Here is a 13316-nt window from a genome sequence, read left to right as displayed (position 1 = left end):
ATGTAAGTAGAGTTGGCATGTCAATTGCATAAAAGAAAGTGAGGGAATAAAAGGAGGGAGGGGTGCTACGTGAGGCACTGTGACGTTTTAATAATAGGTGGTGGAATTATAGGTTGTTCTATCGCTTATTACACTTCAAAATACGGAAGAGACGTAACAATCATTGAAAAAGGGGAATTTGTCAGTGGAACGTCTTCACGGTGTGACGGGAATATTTTGGCTATTGATAAAGATCCAGGCTTTGATAGTCAAATGTCTTTAGTTAGTCAAAAATTAGTAACAGAATTAAGTGAAGAGTTGGAGCACTCATTTGAATATAGAGCGCCAGGAAGTATTCTCGTATGTGAGTCAGACGAAGAAATGGAAGCTGCACAGCAATGGGTGAATTGTCAAAAGGAAGCTGGATTACCGTTTCGAATGCTTGATAGACACGATATAAAAGAAGAATCGCCATTTTTTGCAGATGATTTATTAGGCGGGTTAGAATGCGCAACGGATTCAACTGTAAATCCATATCTTCTTGCTTTCTCACTTCTTGCAGAATCGAAGAAATTTGGTACGAAAGCTTTTAATCATACGGAAGTAAAAGAAATGAAAAGAGATATAGACGGATCCTTTATTGTAGAAACAACAAATGAGACGTTTACTGCGAAGCAAGTGGTGAACGCAGCCGGTGTATGGGCTCCAAAAATCGGACAAATGTTGGATATAAATGTCCCAATTGAACCGAGAAAAGGGCATATTATTGTAGCTTCAAGGCAACAACACGTTGGCTGTCGTAAAGTAATGGAATTTGGTTATTTAATTTCTAAATTTGGCGGAAAACGAAAAGTGGATGCTTTAACTGAAAAATATGGGGTAGCTCTTGTATTTGAGCCGACAGAAAGTCAAAATTTTTTAATTGGTAGTAGTAGAGAGTTTGTAGGGATGCATATGAGGATAAATAACGAGGTTATTAAATGTATTGCGAATAGAGCAATTCGCTTTTATCCGAAAATGGCGGATATGATGGTGATTCGTTCATATGCTGGATTACGCCCGTGGACAGAAGATCATTTGCCAATCATTTCACGCGTGGAACATATCCCGAACTACTTTATCGCAGCGGGGCATGAAGGGGATGGCATTAGCCTTGCAGCGGTTACTGGAAAAGTAATTGAAGAGTTATTAAATGAAAAAGAAACAATTATTCCTATTGAACCACTTCGTTTGAGTCGTTTTACAGAAAGGGTGTTAAACGGATGAGGTCACAAAGAGTCTTTACGACGATTGATACACATACGGGCGGGAATCCAACGAGAACATTGATTAGTGGACTTCCTATGTTAATTGGAGAGACGATGGCAGAGAAGATGTTACATATGAAAAAGGAGTATGACTGGATTCGCAAATTATTAATGAATGAACCACGTGGTCATGATGTAATGTCAGGAGCATTATTAACAGATCCATGTCATCCTGAAGCAAATATTGGTGTTATTTACATAGAAACAGGTGGATATTTACCGATGTGTGGTCACGATACAATTGGTGTATGTACAGCTTTAATTGAATCAGGTTTAATTCCGGTAGTTGAACCGATTACTTCGTTAAAGTTAGACACGCCAGCCGGCTTAGTTGAAGTGGATATCTTTGTTCAAGATGGAAAAGCGAAAGAAGTCTCTTTCTGTAATATACCAGCTTTTTTACTGAAACATATTACTGTACAAGTCGAAGGGATTGGAACTGTAGAAGCAGATATTGCGTATGGAGGGAATTTTTATGCCATTATCGATGCGAAGTCAGTAGGTTTAGAGTTAGTACCGGAAAATGCATCTACAATTATCGATAAGGCAATTCATATTAGAAATATCATTAATGAGGAATTTGAAATCATTCATCCGCAGTATTCGTTTATTAGAGGGTTAACCCATATTGAATTTTATACAGATCCTACTCATGAAAGTGCTCATGTGAAAAATACAGTTGTCGTTCCACCAGGAGGAATTGATCGTTCTCCATGTGGTACAGGAACATCAGCGAAGTTAGCTGTATTATACGCAAATCAAAAAATTGAAGTGGATGAAGAGTTTATTCATGAGAGTATCGTTGGCTCTTTATTTAAAGGTTGCGTCATAAATACAACATCTGTAGAAAATATTGAAGCTGTCGTAACGAAAATTACAGGTTCAGCTTGGCTTATGGGGATGCATAGATTTTTTTATAATGAAAAGGACCCACTTAAAGAAGGCTTTTTGCTAATTCCGCCGATGGAACATGAAACGGAGGATGTAAAATGAACATTCAAAAAATGTATACAGCAGTAGACGTACATGTAAATGGTGAAGCATTTCGTGTAATGAAAGATGTACCATGCAAATACTACTACAGTTTAGATCAATTAAACGAACAATTTTCGGGTGAATTAGCAGAAGAAATGCAGCTTTTATTAAACGAGCCACGTGGTTTTATCGGATTAAATGGGTGTATTGTCGTTCCTTCTATTCATACGGAAGTCGATGCAGCTGTATTATTTTTTAATCATGAAGGATCCATTCCTCTTCATTATGGAGGCATTGTCGCAGTCATAACGATGTTACTAGAAAGCGGGTATTTAAAAAAGAGAGAGACGAACCAATACAAAATCGAAACGCTATCTGGTATATTTTCAGTCCATGCGTATGTTGAGAATGATGAAGTTGTTTCTGTTTCATTTGAAAGTAAACTATGTTATATGATTGAGAAAAATTTACAGGTTGATAATATAAGTTACTCTCTCATTCAAGCAGATAAAGTATATGCAGTTGTAGAAAAAGATACGTATTCACCAGACATTCGTATTGAAAACATTTCTGAATTGAAAAGATGGGGAGAAGCTACACTTCAAGCTATACAAAAACAGTCGTTAATAAAAAGGCTTATTTTAGTAGATTCTTCGCAGAAAGATAAGAACCATATAAAGTCAATTACATTTCATGAAGATAACTTTATCGTACGTTCGCCAGGTTTTGTTTCTACTATTGTATCTTATGTTCATGCGTTATTTAAAAATGATTATATGGCGGATAAACCGTTTATAAATGAAAGTATATTTAATAGCTTTATAACAGTTGAAAAAGTGAAGAAGGAAGAAAAAGGTTACATTTTCCGTTTTGAAAGTAGAGGATTTATTACAGGGATGCAGACGTTTCTATTAGACTCTACAGATCCGTTTCCGACAGGATTTTTATTAAAATAAAATAGTAAAGGGAGAGATAAATATGAAAAACATTAAAGGGGCATTTCCAGTATTAATTACACCAATGGATGAGTTTCAAGAAATTAATTGGAACGGTGTAAAACAAAACGTAAACTATTTTATCGATCAAAAGGTAGCTGGCATTATTATTAATGGAAGCACAGGTGAGTTTGTTAGTTTATCAAAAGAAGAACGATTTAAAATGGTAGAAACAGTATTAAAAGAAGTTGATAGCCGTATTCCAGTTATTGTAGGAACTGCAGCAGAAACGACGAAAGAAACGATTGAATATACGAAATATGCAGAAGCACACGGTGCGGATTGCGCATTAATTATTAACTCGTACTATTGTAAGCCGAAAGAAGAGGAAATTTATTTTCATTTTAAAGAAATCTCAAATGCTGTAAATATACCAATTATGTTATACAATAATCCGTTTACATCTGGTGTTGATATGAGTACAGAGCTCATGCTACGTATTGGAAAAGAATGTGAAAATGTTACACATATTAAAGAATCTAGCGGAGATATTCGTAAAGCAAGAGATTTAGTACGACAAAGCGAAGGTGCTTTTCAAGTCTTCTGTGGATCTGAAGATTTAGTTATGGAGTCTTATTTAGTAGGTGCAACGGGATGGGTTTCAGTAGCAGGAAATATCGTACCGGGACTTGTTACGAAAATGTATGAGCATTTCCAAAATGGTGAATTAGAAAAAGCTTGGGAAATAAACGATGCTATTTTACCTCTTTGCGAGTTTCTTGAAGGATCAGGAAAATATGTACAAATCGTTAAACGCTCAATGGAATTATACGGGCAAGCTGGGGGACCTTCTCGTTATCCGAGACTCGGATTAACTGAAGAAGAAGATCAAAAACTTCAAACGATTATTTCAAAAATTGCAGCTCATGCAGCTGTTTAAATAAGGAGGAGAGCATATATGTTAACGACAAACATTGAGCTGAGACCAAAAGTGAAAGCGTTTTTAAATGAAGAAATTAAAATGTTTATTAATGGTGAATTTGTTCCTTCCATTAGCGGAAAGACGTTTGAGACATACAATCCAGCAACAGAAGATGTTCTAGCTGTCGTATGCGAAGCACAAGAAGAGGATATTGATGTAGCAGTAAAAGCTGCAAGATCTGCATTTGAATCAGGACCTTGGGCAGAAATGACTACTGCTGAAAGGGCGCACCTTATTTATAAATTAGCTGACTTAATTGAAGAGCATGGAGAAGAATTAGCGCAGTTAGAAGCTTTAGATAATGGGAAACCATATCAAGTAGCACTGGATGATGATATTGCAGCGACTGTAGAAAATTATCGCTATTATGCAGGATGGGCTACAAAAATTATCGGGCAAACAATTCCGATTTCAAAAGATTATTTAAATTACACACGCCATGAACCTGTTGGCGTTGTAGGTCAAATTATTCCTTGGAATTTTCCACTCGTTATGTCTTCTTGGAAAATGGGAGCTGCACTAGCAACAGGTTGTACAATCGTATTAAAACCAGCAGAGCAAACGCCTTTATCGTTATTATATACAGCGAAGCTCTTTAAAGAAGCAGGTTTTCCAAACGGTGTTGTAAACTTTGTTCCAGGTTTTGGCCCTGAAGCAGGAGCTGCAATCGTAAACCATCATGATATAGATAAGGTAGCCTTCACAGGTTCAACGGTTACGGGAAAATATATTATGCGTCAATCTGCAGAAACAATTAAACATGTAACGTTAGAACTTGGTGGTAAATCACCAAATATCATTTTAGAAGACGCTGATTTAGAAGAAGCGATTAACGGTGCATTCCAAGGTATTATGTATAATCACGGCCAAAATTGCAGTGCCGGATCTCGAGTGTTCGTTCATCGAAAACATTACGAAACAGTCGTAAATGAACTAGTAAAAATGGCGAATAAAGTGAAACTTGGAGCGGGTATGGAGAAGGAAACGGAAATGGGTCCGCTCGTATCTAAAAAGCAACAAGAGCGTGTACTACATTACATTGAACAAGGAAAAGCTGAAGGCGCTACTGTTGCTGCTGGTGGTGAACGTGCATTTGAAAAAGGTTATTTTGTACAGCCAACAGTATTCACAGATGTTTCCGATGATATGACGATAGTTAAGGAAGAAATCTTTGGTCCAGTTGTCGTTGTACTTCCGTTTGATTCAACAGAAGAGGTAATTGAAAGAGCGAATCGCTCTTCATACGGACTCGCTGCAGGCGTATGGACACAAAATATTAAAACAGGACATCAAGTTGCCAATAAATTAAAGGCAGGAACAGTATGGATTAATGATTATAACTTAGAAAATGCAGCTGCACCATTTGGTGGGTTTAAACAATCTGGTATTGGTCGTGAGTTAGGTTCATATGCGCTTGATAATTACACAGAAGTGAAAAGTGTTTGGGTCAATATAAAGTAATAGAGAATCTAACTGTTAATAAATAGAGGGATGAAATAAAGAGAGATACGGACAACTATAAGGTTTAATAATAGTTGTCCGTTTTCTTATATATAAAATAGTTTTCAAAAGAATGTTAAGGGGGATTTGGATGGAGCAATTAGTAGAGTGGTTAGTAGGGCAAGTATGGAGTATTGGCTTAGTTGTTTTTGCATTAGGGGCAGGTGTGTATTTTACAATTGCAACTCGTTTTCTACAAATTCGTTATTTTAAAGAGATGATTAAATTATTATTTGAAGGGAAGAGCTCGGAGACGGGAATTTCATCCTTTCAAGCATTTTGTTTAGCCTTATCAGGTAGGGTTGGAATAGGTAATATCGCAGGAGTCGCGACAGCAATCGCTTTTGGCGGACCAGGAGCTGTGTTTTGGATGTGGGTAATGGCTCTTTTAGGAGCAGCGAGTGCATTTGTTGAATCAACATTATCTCAAGTGTATAAAAGTAAAGTTGGGAATGAATACCGAGGTGGTACACCATATTTCATTGAAAAAGGCCTGAAAATGAAATGGTTTGCAGTCATTGTAGCGGTTGTTGTAACACTTTCATATGGCGTTTTATTACCAGGTATTCAATCTAGTAGTATCGCAGTTGGATTTGAAAATTCTAATGGCATTAGCAAATATATAACTGGAATATTATTAGTTATATTATTAGCATCAATCATTTTTGGTGGCGTAAAGAGAATTGCGGGCGTTTCGCAAATGCTTGTTCCATTTATGGCAATAGGTTATGTAATTGTTACATGTATCGTATTAATTGCGAATGTAACAGAAATTCCAAGTATGTTCGCTTTAATTTTCTCTAGTGCTTTTGGTGTAAATGAAATGTTTGGCGGAATCGTCGGTGCAGCAATTGCATGGGGAGTAAAGCGTGCTGTATTTTCAAATGTTGCTGGTGTTGGAGAAGCGACGTATAGCTCCGCTGCTGCTGAAGTATCCCATCCTGCAAAACAAGGGTTAGTTCAAGCATTTTCTGTATATATCGATACAATTGTTGTATGTACAGCGACAGCTCTTATGATTTTAATAACAGGTATGTATAATGTTATACCTGAAGGGAAAAGCGCTATTGTAAAGAATATAGGGAATGTTGATGCAGGCCCAATTTATACACAACAAGCAGTTGAAACTGTTATGACAGGGTTTGGTCCATTATTTATTTCAATCGCAATATTTTTCTTCGCATTTACAACTTTACTCGCATACTACTATATCGCTGAAACAACACTTACTTATTTAGATCGTGAGCTTAAACATAGCTGGTTAAAACCAGTTTTAAAAATTGGATTTTTAATTATGGTTTACATCGGTAGCGTAGAATCAGCGTCGCTTTTATGGAATCTTGGAGATTTAGGAATCGGTAGCATGGCATGGTTAAACTTAATTGCGATTCTACTATTAAGTAAAATCGCATTAAAAGTGTTAAAAGATTATGAAGCACAGAAAAAGGAAGGGAAAGATCCAGTATTTGATCCTAAAAATGTGGGAATTGAAGGTTTAACGTTTTGGGAAGAAAGAAGTAAAGAAATTGAAAGGAAAAACTATAAAGAACAAACGGTAGAGGATGATAATCTGAAATTTTAGTTATAATAAACTGAATATTCACTCTATTAAATGAGGTATATTGCCTTCTTTTCATCACATACTACAATAGGTACACATAATTTGAATGGGGGTAATAATAAGATGGAACACGAACAACATAGTTCAGTAAATGACATTCTACATCATTATAAAGAAGGTATCGGTAGTTTTACAAACCAAATTCCTGAAATTGCAGAAACATATAATGCATTCACGCAAGCTTGTTTTCAAGAGGGCGCTTTAACAAAAAGGGAAAAACAACTTATCGCATTAGGAATTAGTCTAGCAACGCAAGATGAATATTGTACGATTTATCATACAAAAGGTTGTCTTGATCAAGGATGTTCAGATAAAGAGATTCTGGAAGCATGTGGTGTATCAGCAGCATTTGCTGGCGGAGCTGCAATGAGTCAAGCAGTAACATTAGTACAAGAGTGTTTAAGTGAACTGAAAAATCAAAAGCATTGAATATAAAAGAACGTTTTAAACTTTATGTTTAAAACGTTCTTTTACGTGAGATTAAATTTGAGTATAAAAATTATTTGGTATGTGATGTATTAAAGTAAAAATTTTAAATTTAGTGGGAATGAGAAATAACAACTATTTATTTAGTGTTAAGATTTTCTAAAAAGTTTCAATTGTTTCATATAATCAATAGCTTTTGTTTTGTTCTTTTTTTTACATACATATTCGAATTCATTCTTATCTCGATAGTAACTATTTATTATTTCTTCTGTAAGAAATTCATCGGAAATAGCTTTTTTAATTGCGCAATGTGGTTCATTTGTATGAGTGCAGTTAGAAAATTTACAGCTCATAGATATCTCTTCGATATCTTCATAGCCAAGATCAAAGTTTTCCTCATATTTTATTAAGTCAAAACCTGTTTTACTAATTGTTAATCCCTCCACTTTCCATACATTCTATAAGTATGTTGTATCTAAATATATATTTCATTTTAGTATTTCGTTATTCCTTCTTTAAAAATTGGTACAATGAAACAAAAGGAGGATTAGTAATGCGAAATTTAGTCATTGAAGAGATTAAGCAAATAAAAGATGACGTGGAGGAGCTTTCGAATCTTTTGAAAACGGTTGTAGATGATGGGGCATCAATTGGTTTTTTACCTCCACTGGAACAAAAAGAATCGGTAAAGTATTGGGAAACAGTCTTAGCACCAGAAGTGATTTTATATGTCGCTAAAATAAATAATGAAGTGGCAGGGAGTATTCAATTACATTTAGTTACAAAGCCTAATGGGATTCATAGAGCTGAAATTTGTAAGTTAATGACTCATCCAAACTTCAGACGTAATGGCATTGGACGTTTGCTTATGCAAAAAGCAGAGGAAAGGGCAAAGCAAGAAAATAGGTCTCTTATAGTACTAGATACGAGAGAAGGAGACCCTTCTAATAGATTGTATAAATCATTAGATTATAAAGAAGTTGGAAAAATACCAGAATACGCAATATCCCTAAATGGTAATTTAGATGCAACGGTTATTTATTATAAAATGATTTAGTATTTTTATTTAAAAAGAGGGATATTTTCAAATGACAAATTTGTTATTAGGTCTGAGTATTGATTTGTAAAAAGATTGATAAACCCCTGTATAATAGGGGGGTTCTTTTCATTCATTAACTTCATATTGAATGTTCAATTTGAGGGCCAATTTGTATAAGGTTTTAACAGTTGTATAAGAGGTATTACTTAAATAGGAATTTTGAAGTCTTTTGGTGAATATTAAATGTTAATCTAAAAGATGGAGGTTGCTGTGATGTTGAAACTGTTTCAATATAACTGGCAAGTTCGTGATGATTGGTTTACGTGGTGCGAAGACATGTCGGCCGAAGAACTCGTAAAGAAACGGGTCGGTGGGTTCGGCAGTATACTACATACTCTATTTCACATTGTAGATGTGGAATATATGTGGATCTTAGGGTTACGTGGTGAATCAGTGCCTGAGGAGCCATTGTTTGAAGAGTATGCCAGCTTACAAAAAGTGAAAAATCTTTCAGCTCAATACCACGGGAAAGTGAAGCCATTTGTGACCTCTTGGACAAATGAAATGGATTCTCGGAAACTTTCAAAAGCTGACTTCAATGAAGAGCCGATTAGCTCAAGAGACGCACCAATTAGGCGCCGAGCCATTGAATGTACACACGGAGAGTTAATACGTCATGTCATTGTCCACGAAATCCACCATATCGGCCAGTTATCTATATGGGCAAGTGAAATCGGAAAGGAGCCAGTTTCCGCAAATCTGAGAGGGAGAGGGCTATTTGATAACTAGACTAACTTTGCCAATTTCGTAATTTATTTATAAACGAATAGTTTAATTGAGTATATTTAACACCGTCTATATTTCTCTAGCGGTGTTATTTGAATGTATCAATAAAATCTATTTAATGTACTAAATGAATTTGAGAAAGTTTTTAGAGGGTTCTTTTAGGTATGTTCTTCGACTTATAATGGATGTAGAGAAGATGACTAGCCGACTATAGTTATTTTCGCTTTATTATGGGAAAGGGGATGATGGGATGAGAACGAAAGGTTTACAGAAGATGAAGAAAGTTATATTAAGTGGTGGTATATTACTTACGGGATTGTTAACTTTCGGTTTTTCAGAAAAAGCTTCAGCTCATGGATATGTAGAATCACCAGCGAGCCGATCTTATTTATGTAAGCAAGGGGTAAATGTAAATTGCGGACCAATTCAATATGAGCCACAAAGTGTAGAAGGAATAGGTGGATTCCCGCAATTAGGACCTTCTGATGGACAAATCGCAGGAGCAGGCCATTTTCCTGCTTTAGACGTTCAAACAGTTGATAGGTGGAAGAAAGTTACGTTAAACGGTGGGACGAATACATTCAAGTGGAAACTAACTGCACCTCATAGTACGAAAGAATGGAAATACTATATTACGAAAAAAGATTGGAATCCAAATAAGCCGTTAACAAGATCTGATTTAGATTTAGTGCCATTCTATGTAAAAAATGATGGAGGAACTAGACCAGGAAATTCAGTAACTCATGAAGCAAATGTACCTACTGATAGAAATGGATATCACCTTATTTTAGCTGTTTGGGAAATTGCAGATACTGGGAATGCATTTTATCAAGTTATAGATGTTAACCTTGTAAATAACGGTTTAGCATCAAATTTCGCGCTAAATCATGTAGTGCAGGCTCCTACCTTATTTTAAATAAAATATACATTTCGATCATCTAATTCATTTTAGATGATCTTTTTTTACGAAAAAAGATGAAAAATATAGAAGAAAGTGCAATTATTTATAAAAAATTCGGCTTTAAATATTGTCATATTTGCTTCTTTAAGATATCCTTTTCATGAAGAGGTGGAAAACATGGAAAAAGTACTAGTTTTCGGGCATAAAAACCCAGATACAGATGCAATTTGTTCTGCAATTGCTTATGCAGAATTGAAAAAAGAATTAGGAATGAATGCTGAGCCTGTACGTTTAGGTGAAATCAGCGGTGAAACTCAATTTGCGTTAGACCATTTTAAAGTAGAAGGACCGCGTTTTGTTGAGACAGTTGCAAGCGAAGTGGACAACGTTATTTTAGTTGATCATAACGAGCGTCAACAAAGTGCTAACGATATCGAATCTGTTCGTGTGTTAGAAGTTATTGACCATCACCGTATTGCTAACTTTGAAACAAGCGATCCTATTTACTACCGTTGTGAGCCAGTTGGTTGTACAGCTACAATCTTAAACAAAATGTACAAAGAAAATGGCGTTACAATTCGTAAAGAAGTTGCGGGTTTAATGTTATCTGCAATCATTTCAGATTCTTTACTATTCAAATCTCCAACTTGCACAGAGCAAGACGTAGCAGCAGCTCGTGAATTAGCGGAAATCGCTGGTGTAGATGCTGATAACTACGGCTTAGAAATGTTAAAAGCTGGTGCTGACTTAAGCGGAAAAACAATGGAGCAATTAATCTCTCTTGACGCTAAAGAATTCCAAATGGGTAATGCGAAAGTTGAAATCGCACAAGTAAACGCTGTTGATACAAACGACGTTCTTGTACACCAAGCGGAACTTGAAAAAGTTATCTCTGCAGTAGTAGAAGAAAAAGGTTTAGACCTATTCTTATTCGTTGTAACTGATATCTTAACTAACGATTCTGTCGGTCTTGCGATCGGTAAAGCAGCAAACGTTGTTGAGAAAGCATACAACGTATCTCTAGAAAACAACACTGCTACATTAAAAGGTGTTGTATCTCGTAAAAAACAAATCGTACCAGTATTAACAGAAGCATTCCAAGCTTAATTTTATTGAGTACAGATAAACAGCAAGGACAAGTAGTCGGATTGGCTACTTGTCCTTTTCTATCTATAAAAAACAGAAAATTGAAATTTTAAAACAGGAGGATTTTGTATGCTTAATGATTTGGAGAGTAAATTACAGTCACTTTTGGAGCGAAATATTACTTCTGTTTCAGAATTAGAGAGTTGGCTTTTGGATGAACTGCGTGTAACCGCTGAAATAGAAGAGGAGATAACAAGTAGTTTAATTGCCATGTATAGAGATACAAATGACAGAAATAAACGTAATTTACATATGTATAATCAAAATACAATTCAACCACTTTTAAAAAGATACAATGCAAAATTTGACCAGAAATTTAGAGAGTCTCCGTTTTCCGACTTATTAAATGAGCAGAAATACAGTTTTATGAAAAAAGCAAGATTGGTAAAAAGTAAAATGTTTAATGAAAAGAACATTGCTCTTTCCATTAAAGAGCAAAAGCTTATTACGAAATATAGAGAAATAATGTCTAACATATCTATTAATTGGGAAGGAGAGCAAAAGACGTATGCATACGTAAAAGCAAAACTAGATAACCCCAATAGAGCTATTCGCGAAAAAGCTTGGTACACTTTATGTGAAGCAAGAAGTATAGTGAAAATAGAAATAGATTGTATTATGAATGAACTCATACAATTGCGGAATGAGATAGCTTTACATGCAGGATTTAATAATTATAGTGAGTATGCTTTTAAACAAAAAAATAGAGATTATAGTATTGATGATTGCTATAAGCTCCATGAATCTATAGAAAAGTATGTTGTACCAATATGGGAACAGTTGGGGGTTCTTTCTAAAAAGAATCTTGGTGTAAAAATATATCGCCCTTGGGACCTTACTCCATGTAAATTACCAAAAGCTCCATTCCAAAATGCTATTGATTTATTGAATGGGGTGGAAGAAATATTTCGGAAGACAGATTTATATTTTTATGAGAAATTTATTCATATACGAAAAGCGGGATTAATTGACGTAGAAGAACGTGAAAATAAAGCACCGGGAGCTGCTTGTTTTACCTTTCCTCATAGTAAAGAGGTTTTTGTGTATTCTAATTTTAGTCCATCATTTTATGCAATTAACGCGCTAATACATGAAGTGGGGCATGCATTTCATTTTTATAAACAATTTAACAATGATAGTAGCATGCAAGAGAGATTTCTTCGTGAAGAGGTGGCTGAGCTTTATTCCCTCAGTCTTGAGTTACTAGTAATGGATAAGCTTAATATCTTTTATAAGCAAGAGGATGGATATAAAGAAGTGCAGCGCGTACAATTATATCGTGCTTTGTCTTTATTAATGTCGTCAGTTGCAGGAGATGTATTCCAGCACTGGCTCTATTTAAATCCAAACCATACTTCAGAAGAACGTGATAAGAAATACGCTGAACTATGTAAAAGATATCAATATTCATCAGTCAATATTGCAGGATTAGAAGATAACATCGGTGCAAGCTGGTTAGAGTCATTTCATTATGTTCAGTTTCCTTTCTATAAAATTGAATACGCAATTGCGCAAATAGGAGCAATGCAATTGTTTCAAATTTATCGAGAGGATCCAAAAAAAGCGATTGCTTTCTTTAAAGAGGGAGCGAATGCAGATTGGAATTTACCTATACAAGAAATATATGAAAAAACAGGTGTTACGTTTGATTTATCGGAAGAAAGGATTGAAAGTATTGCAAGTGTAATTTTTGATCTAATTAATGAATTAAAATAAGGA

The 13316-nt window shown here is 35.3% G+C and carries 13 protein-coding genes; 12 read left to right on the top strand and 1 reads right to left on the bottom strand.

The features are described from left to right. Positions 1 to 69 precede the first annotated feature (69 nt). The 7 genes from QCI41_RS04160 to QCI41_RS04130 all read left to right on the top strand — a co-directional run bounded on the left by QCI41_RS04160 (position 70) and on the right by QCI41_RS04130 (position 7728). Positions 70 to 1245 (top strand): NAD(P)/FAD-dependent oxidoreductase, encoded by a 1176-nt coding sequence (locus QCI41_RS04160; RefSeq protein ID WP_353838236.1) that lies wholly within the window; start codon positions 70 to 72, stop codon positions 1243 to 1245. Continuing rightward, complete coding sequence (locus tag QCI41_RS04155; RefSeq protein WP_353838238.1) at positions 1242 to 2279, top strand: proline racemase family protein; 1038 nt, start codon at positions 1242 to 1244, stop codon at positions 2277 to 2279. The genes QCI41_RS04160 and QCI41_RS04155 overlap by 4 nt, the downstream gene beginning before the upstream one ends. After that, positions 2276 to 3217, top strand: a complete 942-nt coding sequence (locus QCI41_RS04150; RefSeq protein ID WP_353838239.1) for a proline racemase family protein — start codon at positions 2276 to 2278, stop codon at positions 3215 to 3217. Before QCI41_RS04155 ends, QCI41_RS04150 begins: the two co-directional genes overlap by 4 nt. 22 nt (positions 3218 to 3239) lie before the next feature. Beyond that, a complete protein-coding gene (gene dapA / locus QCI41_RS04145; protein WP_353838240.1) occupies positions 3240 to 4136 on the top strand; it encodes a 4-hydroxy-tetrahydrodipicolinate synthase in 897 nt (298 codons plus the stop codon). Positions 4137 to 4154: 18 nt separating this feature from the next. Beyond that, entirely contained in the window at positions 4155 to 5639 is a 1485-nt protein-coding gene (locus QCI41_RS04140) for an aldehyde dehydrogenase family protein (protein ID WP_353838241.1), read from the top strand. Positions 5640 to 5769: 130 nt separating this feature from the next. Beyond that, on the top strand, positions 5770 to 7260 hold the full coding sequence (locus QCI41_RS04135; protein WP_088122350.1) for an alanine/glycine:cation symporter family protein: 1491 nt from the start codon (positions 5770 to 5772) through the stop codon (positions 7258 to 7260). Positions 7261 to 7290: 30 nt separating this feature from the next. Next, positions 7291 to 7728, top strand: a complete 438-nt coding sequence (locus QCI41_RS04130; RefSeq protein WP_142343661.1) for a carboxymuconolactone decarboxylase — start codon at positions 7291 to 7293, stop codon at positions 7726 to 7728. Between the two features lie 146 nt (positions 7729 to 7874). Here the strand turns inward: QCI41_RS04130 and QCI41_RS04125 are convergent, their stop codons facing one another. Next, a complete protein-coding gene (locus QCI41_RS04125) occupies positions 7875 to 8171 on the bottom strand; it encodes a hypothetical protein (RefSeq protein WP_353838242.1) in 297 nt (98 codons plus the stop codon). A gap of 107 nt (positions 8172 to 8278) precedes the next feature. Between QCI41_RS04125 and QCI41_RS04120 the strand changes: the two genes are divergently transcribed. The 5 genes from QCI41_RS04120 to QCI41_RS04100 all read left to right on the top strand — a co-directional run bounded on the left by QCI41_RS04120 (position 8279) and on the right by QCI41_RS04100 (position 13313). Further along, positions 8279 to 8782 carry a GNAT family N-acetyltransferase gene (locus tag QCI41_RS04120; protein WP_353838243.1) on the top strand — a complete coding sequence of 168 codons (504 nt, stop codon included), beginning with the start codon at positions 8279 to 8281 and terminating at the stop codon, positions 8780 to 8782. A 255-nt stretch (positions 8783 to 9037) separates the two neighbouring features. After that, positions 9038 to 9553, top strand: a complete 516-nt coding sequence (locus tag QCI41_RS04115) for a DinB family protein (RefSeq protein WP_353838244.1) — start codon at positions 9038 to 9040, stop codon at positions 9551 to 9553. A gap of 247 nt (positions 9554 to 9800) precedes the next feature. Next, positions 9801 to 10466 carry a lytic polysaccharide monooxygenase gene (locus tag QCI41_RS04110; protein WP_353838245.1) on the top strand — a complete coding sequence of 222 codons (666 nt, stop codon included), beginning with the start codon at positions 9801 to 9803 and terminating at the stop codon, positions 10464 to 10466. Positions 10467 to 10628: 162 nt separating this feature from the next. After that, positions 10629 to 11558, top strand: coding sequence for a manganese-dependent inorganic pyrophosphatase (gene ppaC, locus QCI41_RS04105; RefSeq protein ID WP_000416840.1), 930 nt, complete (start codon positions 10629 to 10631; stop codon positions 11556 to 11558). Positions 11559 to 11666: 108 nt separating this feature from the next. Continuing rightward, positions 11667 to 13313, top strand: a complete 1647-nt coding sequence (locus QCI41_RS04100; protein WP_353838246.1) for a M3 family oligoendopeptidase — start codon at positions 11667 to 11669, stop codon at positions 13311 to 13313. The last annotated feature ends 3 nt before the right edge of the window (positions 13314 to 13316 follow it).

The organism is Bacillus cereus group sp. MG4 (assembly GCF_040460055.1).
Lineage (GTDB): Bacteria > Bacillota > Bacilli > Bacillales > Bacillaceae_G > Bacillus_A > Bacillus_A wiedmannii.
This window is presented reverse-complemented; position numbering and strand designations above follow the sequence as displayed.

What these genes read in the sequence shown, in the direction of transcription:
- ppaC (WP_000416840.1), top strand. Translation starts at nt 10,629, where the DNA reads ATGGAAAAAGTACTAGTTTTCGGGCATAAAAACCCAGATACAGATGCA.
- QCI41_RS04100 (WP_353838246.1), top strand. Translation starts at nt 11,667, where the DNA reads ATGCTTAATGATTTGGAGAGTAAATTACAGTCACTTTTGGAGCGAAAT.
- dapA (WP_353838240.1), top strand. Translation starts at nt 3,240, where the DNA reads ATGAAAAACATTAAAGGGGCATTTCCAGTATTAATTACACCAATGGAT.
- QCI41_RS04115 (WP_353838244.1), top strand. Translation starts at nt 9,038, where the DNA reads ATGTTGAAACTGTTTCAATATAACTGGCAAGTTCGTGATGATTGGTTT.
- QCI41_RS04150 (WP_353838239.1), top strand. Translation starts at nt 2,276, where the DNA reads ATGAACATTCAAAAAATGTATACAGCAGTAGACGTACATGTAAATGGT.
- QCI41_RS04110 (WP_353838245.1), top strand. Translation starts at nt 9,801, where the DNA reads ATGAGAACGAAAGGTTTACAGAAGATGAAGAAAGTTATATTAAGTGGT.
- QCI41_RS04155 (WP_353838238.1), top strand. Translation starts at nt 1,242, where the DNA reads ATGAGGTCACAAAGAGTCTTTACGACGATTGATACACATACGGGCGGG.
- QCI41_RS04140 (WP_353838241.1), top strand. Translation starts at nt 4,155, where the DNA reads ATGTTAACGACAAACATTGAGCTGAGACCAAAAGTGAAAGCGTTTTTA.
- QCI41_RS04130 (WP_142343661.1), top strand. Translation starts at nt 7,291, where the DNA reads ATGAGGTATATTGCCTTCTTTTCATCACATACTACAATAGGTACACAT.
- QCI41_RS04135 (WP_088122350.1), top strand. Translation starts at nt 5,770, where the DNA reads ATGGAGCAATTAGTAGAGTGGTTAGTAGGGCAAGTATGGAGTATTGGC.
- QCI41_RS04120 (WP_353838243.1), top strand. Translation starts at nt 8,279, where the DNA reads ATGCGAAATTTAGTCATTGAAGAGATTAAGCAAATAAAAGATGACGTG.